Genomic DNA, 19,580 nt, shown 5'->3' with positions numbered 1-19,580 from the left:
AAATATGAAAATTTTTCATATACGGGCAATCCCGGTGGTCTTTTGTTAAAAAAGTATCCTTTACGGAAGGCCGAAGGGTTGATAATTTTATCTGTATTACGGTCTTATCCGCGCTAACCGTTATAAAAGAGTTTGATTTTATCTACTATGGTCTGAGCCAGTTTAATATTGCTTTCAAAAGTCCACCCCGCGACATGAGGCGACAACAATACATTGTCGGCTTGTAACAGGTATTGAAATGCTTCGGGTATACGATCTTCGGAAAAAAGAGATTCGAAAGAACTTTTTTCATATTCAAGCACATCCAGCGCCGCACCGAGGACTTTTTTATCTTTCAGGGCTTCGGTCAGGTCTTTGGTAATAACACTTTTCCCCCGGGCAGTATTGATCAGCCAGAAAGGTCTTGTAAAAGCATTAATAAAGTTGCTGTTCACCATTTTATCCGTAAGGGGAGTGAGCGGGGTGTGCAGGCTCACCACATCGGCTTTCTGTTGTAGTTCGTCCAGGGAGACCTGTGTGGCGTTTTCATCACCGACATCCGGGAGGATGTCGTAACAGATAACGCGGCAATCGAACCCCCTTAGTTTGCGGGCAAAAGCTTTTCCCATATTGCCATAACCGATAATACCTACGGTTTTTCCGTCCAGCTCATGGCCGCGGTTCGCTTCCCGGAGCCATTGCCCCTCGCGGATTTCCCGATCTGCTTTATTGAGGTTGTTAAACAAAGAAAGCAGCATTCCCAGTGCCTGTTCTCCAACAGCATTCCGATTGCCTTCGGGAGCTGCGATGAGATGAATGTTCTTTTTCCTGGCGTAATCGCAATCTATATTTTCAAGGCCTGCTCCTACCCGGGCAATAAACTGTAGTTTTCCGGCTTTGTCCATAAATTCCCGGTCTATCTTAAAACGGCTTCGGATGACAATGCCCTGGTATTGGTCTATGTTCTCTTCTATTTCGGCTTTGGAAGAGGTATAATTCATGTGGTTTTCGAAGCCTGCCTGTTCCAGCTGTTCCCATAACAGGGGGTGATTGCTGTCTATATGTAATATCTTTGCTTTTTTCAAGGCCTTGTTTTTTATGAACTCGTTTAAACTTTTTTGATTGAAGCGAAAAAGTTTAAACGAGTTCTATGTATTATTTGGTGAAGGGCGGTTCAAAATTAGATTTTTTGCCGGAAAAGTAACGACCTAAAAGAAAATAAATTATAAGGATAAGATACGGTAAAAAATCGTTATATTTGCACCCTCCTTTTTGGAAGGAGTATTTCATAATTAATAACCGGGGTCGGGAACCCCATATAATTAATGTATTATGCCTGTAAGAATTAGATTGCAAAGACACGGTAGAAAAGGGAAGCCTTTTTACTGGATTGTAGCTGCGGATTCACGCTCTAAAAGAGATGGTAAATTTCTGGAGAAACTGGGAACTTACAACCCTAACACCAACCCTGCACAGATAGACCTCAATGTAGACGGCTCTGTAAAGTGGTTGCAGAATGGTGCTCAACCTTCGGAAACTGCCAAAAGGATCCTTTCCTACAAAGGAGTGTTGCTTAAAAAACACTTACTTGGTGGTGTAAAGAAAGGTGCGTTGACCCAGGAAGAGGCAGAAGCTAAATTTGAAGCATGGCTGGAGGAAAAAACCGGGAAGGTTTCTGAGAAGTCCGAAGGATTGACCAAAGCTAAAGAAGAAGCTAAAGCTAAAGCATTAGAAGCAGAAAGAGAAATCAGCGAGAAGCGGAAAGCGGAAGCTGTCCAGGCTGAAGCTCCTGAAGAGGAAGTTGCAGAAGAAGCTGCTCCTGAAACAGAAGCTGAGGCTACGGCGGAAGCCGCAGAGGAAGCTGCTGAAGAAAACAAAGAAGCTGCAGAGTAGTTAATATTTGGAAGGGATGAAGAAAGAAGATTGCTTCTATCTCGGAAGAATAGTCAAGAAATACAGCTTTAAGGGTGAGGTATTGGTAAAACTGGATACCGATGAACCCGAATTGTACGAAAATCTGGAATCAGTGTTCATAGCCGTAGGCCATGACCTGATTCCTTTTTTTATTGAAGAATCGTCCCTGCATAAATCCGACCTGTTAAGGCTCCGGCTCGAAGATGTTCTTAGCGAAGAAGAGGCGGATGCCCTTATGAAGGCAGAACTTTATCTTCCGCTTACCACATTACCTAAACTTTCCGGAAATAAATTCTACTTTCATGAAGTTATAGGTTTTACCGTAGAGGATAAAAACTTCGGAAAAGTCGGAGTTATAAAGGGGATAAACGATACTACGGCCCAATCCCTTTTCCTGATAGACCGGGGGGGTAAAGAGGTACTTATTCCTATGAATGATGAGTTTATCGAAAAGATAGACCGGGATAACCGTACGGTTGTAGTTAATACTCCTGAGGGTTTGATAGACCTGTATTTGTAGCCTGTTACGGCTTTTTTCAATGATTTTCCGATCGATCCTTTGTGTAAAAGGATTTGGTGTTTTCGGGAGTAACTAAATTTCCAACGATGTCTGATAAGCCATTCAATTTTAAAGAATTTTCCGTGTCCCAGGACAAATGCGCCATGAAAGTGGGGACAGACGGAGTGCTTCTCGGTGCCTGGGCCGATGTGTCCGGAAAACCTTTCTCTATCCTGGATATAGGTGCGGGAACAGGGCTTATAGCGTTGATGATGGCGCAACGTAGCGGTGCGGAACTGATAGATGCTCTGGAGGTAAATGAGGCGGCATATGAGCAGTGTGTGGAAAATTTTGAGAATTCACCCTGGAACGATCGTTTGTTTTGCTATCATGCTTCACTGGACGAATTTACAAAGGAAACAGAGGATACTTACGACCTGATAGTCTCCAATCCCCCCTTTTTTACAGAAAATGTTCCTTCAGGCGATATACAAAGGGATATTGCACGGGCCACGATTTCTCTTCCTTTTGAGGAATTGTTGGAATCTGTGTCCCAGTTGCTTTCCGAAGAAGGTAGTTTTCATGTTGTCCTTCCTTATAAAGAAGAAGAAAGTTTTACGGAAATGGCAGGCGAGCTGGGGCTGTTACCGTACCGGATAACCAGGGTCAGAGGTTCCGAAGAGAAAGGAAAAACCGGGATTAAAAGATCTCTTTTATCATTTTCTTTCCGGAGGAGGGAAGTCGAAACAGACGAACTTAGCATTGAAAAAGAAAGACATCACTATACGGAACAATACATAAATCTTACCCGCGATTTTTATCTGAAAATGTGATCCGGTACTCTTTATCCTTCCGAAGGAATTTCTGATTTTCATCTGTTTATTTTTTTTTAATGGTCAGATGCAACCCCTGCCTGCAGGCAGGTTTGATGACTAAAATAATCGTTGTCCTATGTGTCTAAAGATTATTGTAGTCATGTCGGTTTCGTTTTAATATATTTGTGGCACACTTGTTAAAAATAACAGGAATGTAAAATATGTTCTGTTTTTTGATAAGCAATCCTGCCCGTCCGGCAGTCGGGGAAATTCCTTTTTGGTTATTGGGCTGTTAAGTTATTTAGGTAATATCGATAGATTCAATAACCTGGACTATATTTTTTTACACAACCAATATGCTGCAATGAGATTGCAGGCCTGCCTTTCACTGGCAGGGTTTTAAATCCTAACCGACACCAATTATAAAATGAAGAACAAACGAACCATCCGGGACATTGCAAATGAACTTCAACTATCCATTACTACCGTTTCCCTGGTACTTAACGGAAAAGCCAGGGAAAACAGGATAAGCCAGGAGGTCATAGACCGGGTGCTGAAGTTTGTCAAGGAGGTGGATTACAGGCCTAATCATTTCGCAAGAAGTCTCAGGAACGGAAAGTCCAAGATCATAGCTTTCATGGCAGAGGATATATCCAATCCCTTTTTCTCCAGTATAGCAAGGCATATTGAGGACGGTGCCAACAATAGCGGATATAAAATTGTTTATTGCAGTACGGAAAACAATGCGGAGAAGACGAGGGAGCTTATAAAAACCTTTAAGGACAGAAGGGTAGATGCCTATATTATTACTCCGACCGAGGGCATTGAAAAGGAAATCGAGAACCTGGTTGCCAACCGTGTGCCTCTTATGCTGTTTGATCGGTATTTCGCCGGTATTTCTACCGGGTATGTGGTAATAGACAACGAACAAAGTACCCGGAATGCTATTCGGCATTTCATAGAACGGGGATACCATAACATAGGCTTTGTGACTCTCGATTCTACCCAGACCCAGATGGCGGGCCGGTATCTTGGTTATATCAACGCCCTGGAAGCGTCCGGGTTACCACAGTTTGTTCTGCGGATTCCCTATGGCAGTACAGAATCTTTTATAGTAAATGCCGTTGCCGAATTTTTATCGGAGAACAAGGAAATAGATAGTCTGTTCTTTTCGTCAAATTACCTGGGGGTAGGCGGACTGAAGGCAGTGAGACAAAAAAATTTGTCCATCCCCGATGATATTGGTGTCATTGCCTTTGACGATAGTGAAGTTTTCCGGATGCATACACCTGCAATAACCACGGTTACCCAGCCCGTAAAAGAAATATCAAACAAGCTGGTGGAAAGTGTACTGCACCAATTGATGCAGGAAGAAGGTTCGGGAGATATCCGTAAAAATGAAATTGAATTGGCTGCCCGGCTGGTAGTAAGGGAGTCGTCTGCAGGAAAGAAGAAAACCGTATAAGATCTTTTTGTCTTCAATGCCACCCTATGTCTCTTCTTACGGTGGTTTGCCCGGTAGTTATTATCCCGGAGCAGCGCTATTTTTTAACAATAATGCGTTTGCCTATTTTCTATTAATACTTGTATTTTATTAGTTTTTATGTAAAAAAAACACCTGTACTTTGTCAGATAGATTTTTTTTCGTAAAATAGCACAATGAATGTTCAGTAGACCTCATTTGTTAACAAAATCCGAGATATGAAAAGCCCCATAATTCCGGTTTTTTCAACAACATGCTAAAACGTTTTAGCATGTTTTTTATACAAAAACCCGCTATTATGGGTTCTGTTTTGTTACTGCAGGAAGGTTTTTAGGGATGTATAACTACAAAAAAACAGGTTTTGAAATACACAGTGCTTTTCAGCGTATTCTTGGTATTCGGTTTTTCGGTAAATGCCCAGGACAAGACGGAAAATCCGGTTCGCAATAACAACCCGGTTTTCGAAGGGTGGTATGCCGATCCGGAAGGAATTATATTTGACAATAAGTATTGGATATATCCTACCTACTCCGCACCTTACGACAAACAGGTCTTTTTTGACGCATTTTCTTCTCCCGACCTGGTATACTGGACAAAACACGAAAAAGTATTGGACACCACTTCCGTGAAATGGGCGAAGCGTGCCGTTTGGGCTCCTTCCATTATTGAAAATGATGGTAAATATTTTTTGTTTTTCGGGGCCAATGATATACAAAGTGATGATGAGTATGGCGGTATCGGGGTTGCGGTTGCATCCCGGCCGGAAGGTCCGTTTAAGGACTATCTGGGGAAACCGCTTATCGATAAATTTCACAATGGCGCGCAGCCAATAGACCAGTTTGTATTCCGGGATTCGGATGGAAAACACTACCTTATTTACGGAGGATGGAAGCATTGTAACATAGCACAGCTCAATGATGACTTTACTGGTTTTATTCCTTTTGAGAATGGAGAAACCTTTCGGGAAATCACCCCGGAAAATTATGTGGAAGGGCCGTTTATGTTCATCCGCAACGGGAAATATTACTTCATGTGGTCCGAAGGAGGCTGGACGGGTCCGGATTACAGTGTGGCCTATGCTATTGCCGATTCTCCCATGGGGCCTTTTAAGCGCATAGGCAAAATTCTTCAGCAGGATATGGAGGTAGCTACGGGAGCCGGGCACCATTCGGTGATTAAAGTTCCCGGAAAAGACCGTTGGTATATTGTTTATCACCGAAGGCCTTTGGATGAAACGGACGGGAACTCCAGGGAAACCTGTATCGAGGAAATGCATTTCGATGATGACGGATTTATCCTTCCCGTTAAGATTACCGAAGAGGGAGTAAAAAGCGATCCGCTGGAATGAAAAGCTTATAATAAAATTAATACATGACAAAAATTGTTTTAACCTTGTTTCCCGGAAAATCAGTTTTACCCCTAACCCTAAGGGGAACCTGATTTTCCTTGATTCACTCTTTACAGGGCTGGGATCAACCCGGATGATCCCGATAATTATCGGGATCGGAACAAGAAAAATTCATGAAAATCAAATTTTTATCATGTACTGAAAATAAAAAATTAAAGACGCAGAATTACTAATTAATTTAATTGAAGACCCGTAAAAAATAGAGAATGTCATTTCAGATCAAAGAACAAACCAAGACCTATGATATATGTATTGTAGGCTCCGGAGCAGGAGGAGGTATGGCGGCACACGTACTTTCGGAAGCCGGATTTAAAATAGCGTTGATGGAGGCGGGGCCGCATTTCGATCCCGCCAATCCGGAGCAGCGAACGCAGTTGCGCTGGCCCTGGGAATCTCCCAGGCGTGGAGCCGGCACCGTAAGACCATTCGGTGATTTTGACATGGCTTACGGAGGTTGGGAGATCGATGGCGAGCCCTACACCAAAGAACGAGGAACAGAGTTCGATTGGTTTCGTTCCCGTATGCTCGGTGGACGGACCAACCACTGGGGACGTATATCTCTCCGTTTCGGCCCCCTCGATTTTAAACGCAAAGACTTTGATGGTAAGGGCGATAACTGGCCCATTGGCTATGATGACGTAAAACCTTATTATGACAAGGTAGATAAAATGATAGGGGTATTCGGCACTAAAGAGAACATCCCCAATGAACCCGATGGTTACTTTCTTCCCCCTCCCAAGCCGAGATTACACGAATTGTACATAAAAAAAGGAGCTGAAAAGGTAGGTGTTCCGATGATCCCTTCCAGGCTTTCCATTCTTACCAAAAGAGTAAACAACAAGAGGGGAGCCTGTTTCTTTTGTAATCAATGTTCCCGTTCATGCAGTGTTTATGGCGATTTCTCTTCGTCCTCCGTACTGGTAAACCCTGCGATGGAGACCGGAAATGTAGATCTGTATGTCAATGCCATGGTGCGCAAAGTACTTACGAATGATGAAGGAAAGGCTACCGGGGTTTCTTATGTAAATAAAGAAGACCTTCAGGAATACGAACTAAAGGCAAAGGTGGTGATCATGGCTGCCAGTGCCTGTAGTTCCGCAAGGATATTGTTAAACTCCAAATCGGCGGCACACCCTAACGGGCTGGCAAATTCCAGTGATCTCGTCGGTAAATACCTTCACGATTCTACCGGGGCTTCCCGGATGGGATTAATTCCGTCTCTTCTGGACAGAAAACGTTATAACGAAGACGGTGTAGGCGGAATGCACCTGTACACTCCATGGTGGTTGAACGATAGCAAAAACCTCGGGTTTACACGGGGATATCATATCGAATACTGGGGAGGTATGGGAATGCCTGCTTATGGATTTGGTTTTAACATGGAAAAGATTAACGGCCAGGTTCCCGGAAAAGACGGACAGAAGAAAAAGGCAGGAGGATACGGTGCGGATTTCAAGGACGATCTTCGCAGGTTCTACGGCGCTACCTTCGGCATGGCCGGAAGGGGAGAAAGTATTCCGAGAAAAGATAACTTCTGTGAAATCGACCATAATGTAGTGGATAAATACGGTATCCCGGTACTGAAATTTAATTACAAATGGTCCGATGAAGAACGGAAACAGGCTCAGCATATGCACGACACCTTCGAGGAGGTGATCCATTCGATGGGAGGAATTGCCCTGGGAGACAGACCCGGTGCGGAAACCGATTACGGTCTGGAAAACCCCGGAAGGATCATTCACGAAGTAGGGACCACCCGTATGGGGGATGATCCCAGAACATCGGTAGTAAACCGGTATAACCAGGCGCATGATGTCTCTAATCTTTTTGTAGTGGACGGAGGCCCTTTTGTGTCGCAGGCAGATAAAAACCCTACCTGGACCATCCTGGCACTGGCCTGGAGAGCATCGGATTACCTGAAGGAAGAAATGAAAAAAATGAATGTCTAAATTAGTTGATGAGTTGATGAGAAATATGGAAGACAACAAGTTACGATAAAAATCATTCAAAACTAATCAACTCCCAAACTAAAAAACTAACAAATGGACAGAAGAGAAACAATAAAAACCCTGGTAATAGGTGGTGTAGCCTCCGGATTCATGCTTCACGGATGTATACCTGCCGAAGAGAAGAAAGAAGAAATTACCCCGGAAAGTACGGATAAGGGCGAAGGCTACGGACGTACTCCGGAAGAAGCCGTACGGGATACGGAGCTGAACAGTAAAATCTTTTTTACCGAACACGAAATGGCTACAATTGCCATACTGGCGGATATTATTATTCCGGCCGATGATACTTCCGGTTCCGCAACGGAAGCCGGTGTCCCGGAATTCATAGAGTTCATCGTTAAGGATATTCCGGAACACCAGGTGCCACTACGGGGCGGACTGATGTGGTTGGATCGGGAAAGCGGCCTTAGATATAACAAGCAGTTTATATCCTGTTCGGCCGAAGAAAGGGAAAGTATTGTAAAGGATATAGCCTACCCGGAAGAAGTGACCCCGGAGCTCAAACAGGGAGCAGTATTCTTTTCCAGGATTAGGAACCTGGTTGCCACCGGGTTTTATACCAGCCAGATAGGTATAAAGGACCTGGGGTACGTAGGGAATACTCCCAACGTTTGGGACGGAGTCCCGCAGGATGTCCTGGATAAACACGGAATGGCATATGACGAGAAGATGTTACAAAGGAGTATTAAACCCGAAGACAGGGGAGAAATAATGGATTGGGAGAACTATAGCGTGTAAATAGAATAACAACTTCGTGACCTTCTCCATTAAATTTTTCATGTTTTAGATTGTTGTGTGAAAGTCTGTCGCAGGTGAAAACCTGCGGCTGGCTTTTTCTTTGCCATCCTCTGAAGACAGGAGGTGTATCAAGTGGTTTTTACCTGCAACTGGGTTGTGTCATCCTGTTAAAAGGAGTTGGTTTTACTGAGACTTTGACCAATATATAAAAGCGAAAACCATTATTTTGAGATTTAATTTTTACAGACCCCATAAATAAACAGGTCTTTTTTTGCGAGATAGATTTTTTTTCGTAAAATAGCACCGTGCTAATAAAGTGTTAATTTTTTGCTTTAGTGTCAGGTGCTATAAAATAGTACTAAAAAGACGCTAAAATTTTTATCGGATCGCTAAAACGTTTTAGCGTTTTCAATAAAAATGTGTTCTTAACAATGGTTTACAACCAAAAAACTTAATTCTAAACTAAATCAGCATTTATGAAGACAATTTTAATGAAAAAGCTTGTACTCTTCGCAGTATTGTTTTGTGCTGTCGGAGCGGTGCAGGCCCAGGTTACGGTCTCCGGGACCGTGTCGGATGCCAGCGGGCCATTACCCGGGGCTAACATTGTGGTAAAGGGTACGAGTAACGGGACCCAGACCGACTTTGATGGGAACTATACCCTGAGTGATGTTCCTGAAGATGCCGTATTAGTATTCAGCTATATCGGTTATAAAAACAACGAAGTTCCAGTAAATGGGGAAACTACTATAAACGTAACGCTCCAGGAGGATGCCCAGGCTCTGGACGAAGTCGTGGTAGTCGGATATGGTACGATGCGGAAATCGGATGTAACCGGGTCTATCTCTGTTGCTAAAGGGGAAGATCTTGTTAAGAATCAGCAGTTTAGTGCATTGGATAATTTGAGGGGTAAGGTTTCCGGGGTGAATATTTACTCCAATTCTGGTCAGCCCGGAGCTTATCAGAGTCGTGTGGTGATACGTGGGTTGTCTACTATTAATTCTTCCTCTACTCCTCTATATGTGGTAGATGGGGTGGTTATGGAGGATTTCGGATTGGTGAATCCCAACGATATTGAGAGTATGGAGGTTTTGAAAGATGCTTCTGCTACGGCGATTTACGGTGCCAGAGGGGCGAATGGGGTTATCTTGGTGACTACCAAACGAGGTAAAAAGTCGGAAGGACTTGCTATTACATACCAAACTTCTGTAAGTTTGAGTTCGCCTGCGAGCTATATGGATGTTCTAAATGCACAAGAGTGGACCGATGCTTTTATGATTGGTTTGGAGAATGAGAATAAGTATATGGGGTATGACTGGTCTTTGGATAGGTCGTACTGGTTCTCGGATAGAGAATATTTTGATGAGAACGGTAATCCTTTGTACGATACCGATTGGCAAAGAGAGGCTACCAGAACGGCATTGTCGCACAATCATCAGGTGGGGATTCAGTCGAGAGGTGAGAAATCTTCCGTAGGGGCATTTTTAAATTATACCGATCAACAAGGGGTAGTAAATAATACCTATAGCAAGAGGGTGAATGCCAAGGTGGCTTTTGATGCAGATCCGACGGATTGGTTGAGTACTTCCATCAATTTAATGGTGAATCACACTTGGGGTAGATATACACCTGAAACCGGAGGAGGTCAGGATGCTCGTAGGACTATGATAGAGATGTTGCCGTGGATGCCGGTTAGGGATTCTGGTGGGAATTATACTACCTCGGCCAGTACAACTATGGCCGATGGATTTGGGTTCGAGGGGATGTCTAATCCCGTGATGATCTTAGAGAAGCAGAAACGGATGAATTACAATACCCAGATTTTTGGTAATGCTGCCTTGACGTTTCACCTTGCGGACGGGTTGGATCTGAAGACGCAATACGGTGTGGATAGCCACAATATTACCTATAGAGGGTATTCCTCTATTGATTTGAATAATCTTTCTTTGCCAAATGGTTGGGCGGAAGTGCAACATACGAATACTTTTTACTGGCAGGAGGAAACGTATTTGACGTATAACAAAACATTTGACAAGCATCGGGTAAATGCTATGGCAGGACTTTCGTGGCAGGAGCGAAAGTACAATTATGACCGGTCGTATACCGAAGGTTTTAGTGATGACTTTTTTGAGTGGTTTAATTTGGGGGCCGGAACTACCCCCGATGCACCTGATTCGGATTTTAACCGCTGGGCGATGAATTCTTATTTCCTGCGATTGGCGTATACTTTTAATGATAAGTATTCGGCTACGCTTACAGGTCGTTATGACGGGTCTTCTAAGTTTGGGGATAATAATAAATACGCGTTTTTCCCTTCGGCAGGCCTGGCGTGGAATATTTCTCAGGAGGATTTCCTGGCAAATAGCAACCTGATCAGTAATTTAAAGTTGCACACCAGTTATGGGGTGACGGGTAATTCGGAAATTGATCCTTATCAGTCTTTGGCGCTAGTGGATTCCGGAACACAACTGCAAGATGGTACACGTGCACCCTGGTCTTATATAAGTACTATTGAGAATCCGGATTTGAAATGGGAGAAAACGGCTCAGTTTGATATCGGTGTGGATGTGGGGTTGTTTGAGAATAGGTTGAATCTGGAGGCTTCTTTCTACCATAAGAAAACGACAGATTTGTTGCTGGAGACACCACTGCCCAGGACTTCAGGATTTAATTTTTATTATAAGAACGTAGGTTCGGTTGCCAACAAAGGATTGGATATCATGCTAAATGCGTATCCGGTGCAGACAGAGGATTTTACCTGGAATACTACCTTGAATATGAACTATAACAAAAACGAGATTCTTCAGCTGGGAGAAAATAATGCGGATATAGAGTTGAACAGCTGGGTAGGTGGTTCTAATAGTATTTTGCGAGTAGGAGAAAACCTGAGTAGCTTTTTCGGGTATAGAAGATTGGGAGTTTATACGGAAGAGGACTTCGAAAATGGCGATATTAACAGAGACCAGATAGGTCGTGCTAAGCGGACCAGTGAGAAGGAGATTATTGGCAAAGGTATGCCGGATTGGACAGGAAGTTTTATTAATACGTTTTCTTATAAGAATTTTGACCTGACGGTAGATATGCAGTTTGTTTGGGGAGTAGAAACCATGCAACAGTTTTATCACCCAGCGTATGACCGGTTTGGTATTACTAACGGGTTGTCTGACATCTTGTACGACGCCTACGACGGAACGAACCCGAATACAATGCAGCAGGCTATCTATTTGACCAATTCCGGACATGCGGGTCAGGATACTACGGTGGATTCATCGTGGATTGCCGACGGGTCTTATTTACGTGCTAACCTGATCCAGTTGGGGTACACATTCCCTTCTGAGAAAAGTACTTCCCTCGGGCTTTCACAACTTCGGTTGTATATGAATGTAAATAACGCTTTTGTTGTAACTTCCAGTGACTTTAACGGTTATGACCCCGAAGCGACATCGCAAGGTAGTACGAATAAATTTGGACAAAATATGGCGTTCTATTCTTATCCGAGAGCTAGAACGTGGACATTAGGTGTAAATGTAACTTTTTAAACCGACTAAGATGAGAATTACAATGAAAAATATATGGCAAATATTGTCGATATCGGCTCTTCTGTTATCGGTATCGTGTTCCGATTTTTTGGATGAGAATCCTAAGTCCACTGTATCTAGTGGAGATTATTATCAAACTGAAGCTCAGGCAGAATCCAATGTGAATTACCTGTACAGGAATGGTGCCAGCCAGCGTATTGCGGCTGCTCCCAGTGCGTATGTAGGGTCTCACTCTTCTGTGATGGGGATGCTAACCGGCTATTTTACGAATAGTTATGAGGGACAAGAAGTGGTGTGTAGGTATTCCAGATTGTTGACGAGACAGGATCATACTAATGAGATTTCGGCGAATTCGGATGGTATGTGGGACAATTGCTTTAAGGCGATTAATGTGGCTAATAATGCTATTGTGAGTATTCCCGGAATTGATATGGATGAAGGAAAGAGAAATCGGCTTGTTGCTGAGGCAAAGTTTTTTCGGGCGTTTAATTATTTTTATCTGGTGAAGGCATTTGGTGATGTGCCGCTTTTGTTAGAGCCTTCTAATTTGGATGAGTTGTATCCGGAAAGGGCACCAAGCAGTTCCATATACGATCAGATTATATTAGATCTTCAGGATGCTATTGACGTGTTGCCGGAGGCGACTTTTGCAGCAAACGGGCATCGTATTTCTAAATATGTGGCAACGATGTTGCTCACGGATGTGTATTTCTATACGGGAGATTATGCTAATGCTAAGACTTATGCGAAAATGGTAATTGATTCTCCGCATACTTTGGCTACTAATGATGATTTGGGGGGGAACAGTGCCTATAATAAGTTGCGTACTATTGATGATTTAAGCGAGGTGATTTACAGTCAGGAATACGATGCTACTATTAATGACGGTGGTTGGCGGCCAACTTATGCGTTTACTTCGTCGGCTACAGGGGTGTTTGGAACGTATTCTATTTTTGAGAGGGTTTATGGTCCTATCGATCGTTTTTTAAATGTGTATGAAGAGGACGATTTACGTATTCAGCCTCAGCAGTTTTTTCACTGGAGTTATACCAATCCGATTAATAACAAAACTTGGACTGCTCCGGAGGGGCAAGCAGGTTGTTGGTATTATTTTGATGAAGAAGCTGTGCTGAATACGGGTAGGTCTACTAAAGACTGGAATATTTACCGTTTGGCGGAGGCGTATCTCGATTATGCAGAGTCTATTGCGCAAACGGAAGGGGTGACACCCGAAGCTGCAAATTATTTAGCACAGATACGGGTAAGAGCTAATACTGAGGGATCTTCTATTACGGATATTGAGAGTGAGTTGATGATGCTTTCTACTCAGGAGTTTATAGAGGCTTGTTGGACAGAAAGGCTTAGAGAATTTCCATTGGAGTTTAAAATTTGGGACGATTGTGTGAGGACTATGAAATTTCCACAAGTTTCAGAATCCGCCAAGGGGGAAGTGACTTATATAGATTTAATAGGGGCACAGAATGCAGCAGGAGCAACGTTTAAACCAACAGATTTGGTGTTCCCTATTTCCTTAAATGAGTTGCAACGCAATCCGAACCTCACTCAAAATGAAGGATATCAGAGTAGATAGTTTGAGTTTTATATCGAACTCACGTTAACTTAGAACAGAGTCCGGGGTGGTAAATAAACTAAAAAAGCTGCCGTATTTTAGGCAGCTTTTTTTATTTTTTCCTTCAACGGTATGCTTGTATAAATTTGATTATACCTGTATTTTTAATAAATTTTAAAACCTCCTATGAAAAAGAAATCGTTAACAACAGTTCTTTTCGCCGTTATTGCCCTGTTCCAGATGTCACAGGCGCAAACCGTGATGGTGGAAAAAGTGGATAATCCCGTAGATTGGGCTAGCCCTCTTATGGGAACCGATTCTAAATACAGCCTGTCCAACGGTAATGTATATCCTGCCATAGCCCTTCCGTGGGGAATGAATTTCTGGACCCCTCAAACCGGAAAAATGGGAGATGGCTGGGCCTATATGTACACTGCCGACAAAATAAGAGGCTTCAAACAAACACATCAGCCTTCCCCCTGGATGAACGATTACGGTCAGTTCGCTATTATGCCGGTGACCGGAGAACTCGGTTTTAACGAAGACGACCGTGCAAGCTGGTATTCCCGTAAAGCGGAAACCGTAACGCCATACTACTACAGCGTATACCTGGCCGACCACAATGTTACTACGGAATTGGCGCCTACCGAAAGAGCAGCACGTTTTCGTTTTACGTTCCCCGAAACAGACAGTTCTTATGTCGTTATCGATGCCCTGGATAAAGGATCTTACGTAAAAATAATACCGGGCGAAAATAAGGTTATCGGGTATACGACCAAAAACAGTGGTGGCGTGCCGGAAAACTTTAAAAATTACTTCGTTATCGAATTTGACAAAGCCTTTGAGGTAACTTCTACGTTTAACGGGGATAAACTCGGAGATGCTCTTGAAATGGAAGCGGACCATGCCGGGGCCGTTATCGGGTTTAAGACCAAAAAAGGAGAAAAAGTAAATGCCAGGGTAGCTTCTTCCTTCATAAGCTTCGAACAGGCGGAACGCAACCTCAAAGAAATCGGAAGTGACGATTTTGATACCGTAAAGAAAAAAGGAAGAGATATCTGGAACAAGGAACTTGGCCGTATAAAAGCAGAAGGAGGTACTGTAGAACAAATGCGTACCTTCTATTCCTGCCTTTACCGTTCCCTGTTATTCCCGAGAAAATTTTTCGAATATGATGAAAACGGGGATGTAGTACACTACAGCCCGTACAACGGAAAAGTACTACCTGGTTATATGTTTACGGATACCGGTTTCTGGGACACTTTTCGTTCCCTCTTCCCTTTCCTTAACCTCATGTACCCGGAACTGAACGCCCAGATGCAGGAAGGACTGGCTAACGCGTATAAAGAAAGCGGATGGTTACCGGAATGGGCCAGCCCCGGACTCCGGAATGTGATGATAGGAAACAACTCTGCTTCCGTAGTATCTGATGCTTACCTCAAAATAGATAGTAAACACAAGTATGATATAGAAACCCTGTATGAAGCATTGATACACGGTGCCAATAATGCAGGTCCGCTCACTGCCGTAGGACGTGCCGGAGTAGAATATTACAATAAACTCGGATATGTACCTTATGATGTCGGAATCAATGAAAATGCCGCCCGGACGCTGGAATACGCCTATAATGATTTTACGATCTACCAGTTAGGAAAAGCCCTTGGCAAACCGAAAAAGGAAATAGAACTTTACAAAAAGCGAAGCCTCAACTATAAGAACCTCTTCGATCCCGAAACCAAGCTGATGCGGGGTAAAAATGAAGATGGCAAATTCATGAAACCCTTTAGCCCGTTCAAATGGGGTGATGCCTTTACCGAAGGGAATAGCTGGCACTATACCTGGTCCGTATTCCACGATGTACAGGGACTCATTGATTTGATGGGTGGTAAAGAAGGATTCACAGGACAACTCGATAAAGTGTTCTCCCTCCCTCCCGTTTTTGATGAAAGCTACTATCGGGGCGTTATCCACGAAATCCGGGAAATGCAGGTGGCTAACATGGGACAGTATGCACATGGTAATCAACCCATTCAACACATGATATACCTTTATAATTTTGCCGGAGAACCCTGGAAAGCCCAGCACTGGGTAAGAGAAACCATGAACAGGATGTACAGGCCTACCCCGGATGGTTACTGCGGGGATGAAGACAACGGGCAAACATCGGCCTGGTATGTATTCTCCGCTATGGGATTCTATCCCGTTTGTCCTGCTACCGACGAGTATGTAATGGGAACACCCTTATTCAAAAAGATGACCCTGGAATTGCAGAACGGAGAAGAAGTAATCATCAATGCTCCTGAGAACAGCGATTCGAACAGGTACATACAAAAGATGAGTGTCAACGGGAAAGAATATACCAAAAACTGGTTGAGCCATAAAGCGCTTATGAAAGGTGCCGTTATCGATATGGAAATGTCGGATACACCGAATAAGAACAGGGGAGTGAAGAAAGCGGATTTTCCTTATTCCCTTTCCAATCAATAGATCGGTGAAGTGAAAAATTGAGTAACTTTGTGTAAAACAGACAGAAAATGGACGTACAACTGCTTAAACTTGAGCTCATAGACCTTTTGCTGCACACAAAAAGTGCATCTATTCTGCAAAAGATCCGGGATATCCTGACAGAAAATCCGGAGGTGCCGGATACGATATATGATGAATTGGATAAAGAAAGAACAAGGCATTTAAATGAAGAAACGCCTTCTTATGAGTGGGAGGAAGTAAAAGCCAGGTTGCAGCAAAAGTATGGCTTATAAGCTGTTGATAAAACCCAGGGCTGAATACGATATGGCAGAGGCCATTTCATGGTATGAATCCAAAAGTCCGGGCCTGGGTAAAAAGTTTATGGATGAAGTAGAGAAATATGTGACGGAAATAGAGCAAAACCCGGAACACTATCAAATAAGGAGAAAGCCCTATCGCGAAGTGTACATCAGGAGTTTTCCGTTTGTAATTATCTATGAAATACTGGCAGATACTGTTGTCGTCTATACTGTTTTCAATACACACCGGGATCCGCAAAAAAAAGCCAAATAAATAATCCTGTATAAACCAACTCCATTTTAGGGGTTGGTTTTTTTACGGACTGGTATTAATGCCTTCTTAGATCAAATGGGTATTGTAAACAGCAAATAAATGTTTGAAATTTTAATAAAATGCAAAATAATATATCAATTTTAATAAAACATAGCACGCAGGGGATTCCTATGGCTATTCTGATGATTTTATTCTTTCTTTTAGAAGGGTGTAATATCGGGAAGAAGGATGCAATACCTGTTGACGAAGCAAATAATGATCCTGCTTTGGAGGACCTCGCCCGCTACGTGGACCCCATGATAGGCACAGCCAAAATGGGGCATACCTATCCCGGGGCAACCGTACCTTTCGGAAGCGTACAATTAAGTCCCGATACCGATACGATTCCCTATGCCGTAAATGGCAGGTATAACCCGGATGTATATAAATATTGTGCCGGATACCAGTATGACGATAAAACAATCGTAGGCTTCAGTCATACCCATTTCAGCGGTACCGGGCATTCCGACCTGGGCGATTTCCTGATTATGCCGACCACAGGAAAATTGCAGCTGAATCCCGGAACAGCGGATAAACCCGAAAACGGCTACCGTTCGGCTTTCTCTCACAATACGGAAACGGCCGAACCGGCGTATTACAGTGTGCAACTGGAAGATTATGATATAAAAGCCGAACTCACTGCGAGCAGCAGGGTGGGAATGCACCAGTATACCTTTCCCGAATCGGACGAAGCACATATTGTTCTCGACCTGATGGCGGGGATCTATAATTACGATGAGAAGAATGTATGGACTTTCGTCCGGGTGGAAAACGATACCCTGGTCACCGGTTTCCGGCAGACCAACGGATGGGCCCGCACCCGTAAAGTGTATTTTGCTATGTCTTTCAGTAAACCGTTCGTCAAATACGGACAGGCCAATTATGACGACAACGTGTACAAAGGCTTCTGGAGAAAATTCAACCAGGAGGAGAATTTCCCCGAAATGGCCGGGGAAAAGCTGAGAACGTATTTCGACTTTAAAACGGAGAAAGACGAAAAGATAAAAATAAAGTTTGCCATTTCCCCGGTAAGTACCGAGGGTGCCGTAACCAATATGAAAGCCGAAATCCCACACTGGGATTTTGAACAGGTGAAAAAGAAAGGCCGGGAATTGTGGAACAAGGAACTGAACAAGGCTGTCGTAGAAACCACTTCCGAAGAGGATATGGTCAATTTTTACACAGCCATGTACCATGCTTTCCTCGGGCCAACGGAATACATGGATGTAGACGGAAAATACCGCGGTCTGGATATGAACATTCACCAGGCGAAGGATTTTACCAATTACACCAGCTTTTCCCTGTGGGATACCTATCGCGCATTACACCCGTTGTTTAACCTGATGCAGACCGAAAGGAATGCAGATATGGTGCAATCCATGCTCGCTCACTACGATCAGAGTGTACATCCTATGCTGCCCGTTTGGTCGCACTACGCCAATGAAAACTGGTGTATGATAGGCTACCATAGCGTTTCGGTTATTGCCGATGCCATCGTGAAGGGGAATGCGGATTTTGATGTGGAACATGCTTTGGAAGCCTGTGTGCAAACTGCACGTACCAGGTATTATGACGGATTGCAATACTATCTGGATATGGGGTATGTGGCGGAAGACAAAAACGGTGCTTCCGTATCCAAAACCCTGGAATACGCTTATGATGACTGGGCTATAGCACAGGCGGCAAAGAAGCTGGGTAAAGAGGATATTTACCAGGAATTCATCAAGAGATCGGAGAATTATAAGAATGTCTATGACAAGGCATCCGGCTTTATGCGTCCGAAATTAAGTGACGGTAGTTTCAAAAAAGAGTTTGATCCGCTGGATACTCACGGACAGGGATTCATAGAAGGGAATTCCTGGAATTACAGCCTTTACGTGCCACACGATCCCGCTACCATGATAGACATGATGGGAGGAAAAGAACGCTTTTCGGAGCGACTGGATTCCCTCTTTACCATGGAACTCCCCGATAAATATTTCGAAAAGACCGAAGATATTTCCAGGGAAGGCATCATCGGTAACTATGTGCATGGCAACGAACCTTCACATCATGTGGTATACCTGTATAACTGGACGGATACGCCGTGGAAATCGCAGGATAAAATACGGATGATCCTGAAAGCAATGTACCAGACCGGTGAAGACGGTCTCGGTGGAAATGACGATTTCGGACAGATGAGCGCCTGGTATATATTCAGTACTTTAGGATTTTATCCGGTGGCTCCCGGCTCCGAAGATTATGCACTGGGCAGCCCCTCCGTAAAACACGCCAATATTCATATGGAAAATGGAAATACACTGGAAATCGTAGCAGAGAACCAGTCAGAAAAAAATGTGTTTGTGGAAAAGGCGGAATTCAACGGGGAGACATTAAAGAAACCTTTTCTGAAACACAGCGATATCCTCAAAGGAGGAAAATTAATCTTTTATATGACGGATAACCCCAATAAAGAGTTGTATAAATAAGCTTCTTCACCTTTTTATTATCAGAAATAAAACACCTCCGGTCCTTCAGGAATCTGGAGGTGTTTTTGTTTGTACCCCCG

General features: G+C 43.5%; 14 protein-coding genes. 13 read left to right on the top strand and 1 reads right to left on the bottom strand.

Going from position 1 to position 19,580, the window contains the following annotated elements; translation table 11 throughout:
• Positions 1-113: 113 nt before the first annotated feature.
• On the bottom strand, positions 114-1,064 hold the full coding sequence (locus ACVBDU_RS09225) for a 2-hydroxyacid dehydrogenase (RefSeq protein WP_447179460.1): 951 nt from the start codon (positions 1,062-1,064) through the stop codon (positions 114-116).
• Between the two features lie 247 nt (positions 1,065-1,311).
• Between ACVBDU_RS09225 and ACVBDU_RS09220 the strand changes: the two genes are divergently transcribed.
• The 13 genes from ACVBDU_RS09220 (at position 1,312) to ACVBDU_RS09160 (ending at position 19,500) form a co-directional block, all read left to right on the top strand.
• Positions 1,312-1,872: a 30S ribosomal protein S16 gene (locus tag ACVBDU_RS09220; protein ID WP_447179459.1), complete on the top strand. Its 561-nt coding sequence runs from the start codon at positions 1,312-1,314 to the stop codon at positions 1,870-1,872.
• 16 nt (positions 1,873-1,888) lie between these two features.
• Complete coding sequence (gene rimM / locus ACVBDU_RS09215; protein ID WP_447179458.1) at positions 1,889-2,413, top strand: ribosome maturation factor RimM; 525 nt, start codon at positions 1,889-1,891, stop codon at positions 2,411-2,413.
• 86 nt (positions 2,414-2,499) lie between these two features.
• Positions 2,500-3,225 (top strand): tRNA1(Val) (adenine(37)-N6)-methyltransferase, encoded by a 726-nt coding sequence (locus ACVBDU_RS09210; protein ID WP_447179457.1) that lies wholly within the window; start codon positions 2,500-2,502, stop codon positions 3,223-3,225.
• 409 nt (positions 3,226-3,634) lie between these two features.
• Positions 3,635-4,672, top strand: a complete 1,038-nt coding sequence (locus ACVBDU_RS09205; protein ID WP_447179456.1) for a LacI family DNA-binding transcriptional regulator — start codon at positions 3,635-3,637, stop codon at positions 4,670-4,672.
• Positions 4,673-5,051: 379 nt separating this feature from the next.
• Entirely contained in the window at positions 5,052-6,038 is a 987-nt protein-coding gene (locus ACVBDU_RS09200) for a glycoside hydrolase family 43 protein (RefSeq protein ID WP_447179455.1), read from the top strand.
• A gap of 266 nt (positions 6,039-6,304) precedes the next feature.
• Positions 6,305-8,047 (top strand): GMC family oxidoreductase, encoded by a 1,743-nt coding sequence (locus ACVBDU_RS09195; protein WP_447179454.1) that lies wholly within the window; start codon positions 6,305-6,307, stop codon positions 8,045-8,047.
• A gap of 93 nt (positions 8,048-8,140) precedes the next feature.
• The gene (locus ACVBDU_RS09190; RefSeq protein ID WP_447179453.1) at positions 8,141-8,845 is read left to right on the top strand and encodes a gluconate 2-dehydrogenase subunit 3 family protein; all 705 of its coding nucleotides are present in this window, start codon (positions 8,141-8,143) and stop codon (positions 8,843-8,845) included.
• Positions 8,846-9,321: 476 nt separating this feature from the next.
• Positions 9,322-12,384, top strand: coding sequence for a SusC/RagA family TonB-linked outer membrane protein (locus ACVBDU_RS09185; protein WP_447179452.1), 3,063 nt, complete (start codon positions 9,322-9,324; stop codon positions 12,382-12,384).
• A 10-nt stretch (positions 12,385-12,394) separates the two neighbouring features.
• Positions 12,395-13,975, top strand: coding sequence for a RagB/SusD family nutrient uptake outer membrane protein (locus ACVBDU_RS09180; protein WP_447179451.1), 1,581 nt, complete (start codon positions 12,395-12,397; stop codon positions 13,973-13,975).
• Positions 13,976-14,140: 165 nt separating this feature from the next.
• Positions 14,141-16,441, top strand: coding sequence for a GH92 family glycosyl hydrolase (locus ACVBDU_RS09175; protein WP_447179450.1), 2,301 nt, complete (start codon positions 14,141-14,143; stop codon positions 16,439-16,441).
• Between the two features lie 47 nt (positions 16,442-16,488).
• Positions 16,489-16,713, top strand: coding sequence for a hypothetical protein (locus tag ACVBDU_RS09170; protein ID WP_447179449.1), 225 nt, complete (start codon positions 16,489-16,491; stop codon positions 16,711-16,713).
• Positions 16,703-16,993 carry a type II toxin-antitoxin system RelE/ParE family toxin gene (locus tag ACVBDU_RS09165; RefSeq protein WP_447179448.1) on the top strand — a complete coding sequence of 97 codons (291 nt, stop codon included), beginning with the start codon at positions 16,703-16,705 and terminating at the stop codon, positions 16,991-16,993. The genes ACVBDU_RS09170 and ACVBDU_RS09165 overlap by 11 nt, the downstream gene beginning before the upstream one ends.
• A gap of 119 nt (positions 16,994-17,112) precedes the next feature.
• The gene (locus ACVBDU_RS09160; RefSeq protein ID WP_447179447.1) at positions 17,113-19,500 is read left to right on the top strand and encodes a GH92 family glycosyl hydrolase; all 2,388 of its coding nucleotides are present in this window, start codon (positions 17,113-17,115) and stop codon (positions 19,498-19,500) included.
• The last annotated feature ends 80 nt before the right edge of the window (positions 19,501-19,580 follow it).

It is taken from the genome of Sinomicrobium endophyticum, from assembly GCF_052983315.1.
The sequence above is the reverse complement of the archived record's forward strand: the minus strand, read 5'-3'. Positions and strand labels throughout refer to the sequence as shown.

Coding starts and splice junctions, on each gene's coding strand:
- ACVBDU_RS09220 (WP_447179459.1), top strand. CDS start 1,312: ATGCCTGTAAGAATTAGATTGCAAAGACACGGTAGAAAAGGGAAGCCT.
- rimM (WP_447179458.1), top strand. CDS start 1,889: ATGAAGAAAGAAGATTGCTTCTATCTCGGAAGAATAGTCAAGAAATAC.
- ACVBDU_RS09210 (WP_447179457.1), top strand. CDS start 2,500: ATGTCTGATAAGCCATTCAATTTTAAAGAATTTTCCGTGTCCCAGGAC.
- ACVBDU_RS09205 (WP_447179456.1), top strand. CDS start 3,635: ATGAAGAACAAACGAACCATCCGGGACATTGCAAATGAACTTCAACTA.
- ACVBDU_RS09195 (WP_447179454.1), top strand. CDS start 6,305: ATGTCATTTCAGATCAAAGAACAAACCAAGACCTATGATATATGTATT.
- ACVBDU_RS09190 (WP_447179453.1), top strand. CDS start 8,141: ATGGACAGAAGAGAAACAATAAAAACCCTGGTAATAGGTGGTGTAGCC.
- ACVBDU_RS09185 (WP_447179452.1), top strand. CDS start 9,322: ATGAAGACAATTTTAATGAAAAAGCTTGTACTCTTCGCAGTATTGTTT.
- ACVBDU_RS09180 (WP_447179451.1), top strand. CDS start 12,395: ATGAGAATTACAATGAAAAATATATGGCAAATATTGTCGATATCGGCT.
- ACVBDU_RS09175 (WP_447179450.1), top strand. CDS start 14,141: ATGAAAAAGAAATCGTTAACAACAGTTCTTTTCGCCGTTATTGCCCTG.
- ACVBDU_RS09170 (WP_447179449.1), top strand. CDS start 16,489: ATGGACGTACAACTGCTTAAACTTGAGCTCATAGACCTTTTGCTGCAC.
- ACVBDU_RS09165 (WP_447179448.1), top strand. CDS start 16,703: ATGGCTTATAAGCTGTTGATAAAACCCAGGGCTGAATACGATATGGCA.
- ACVBDU_RS09160 (WP_447179447.1), top strand. CDS start 17,113: ATGCAAAATAATATATCAATTTTAATAAAACATAGCACGCAGGGGATT.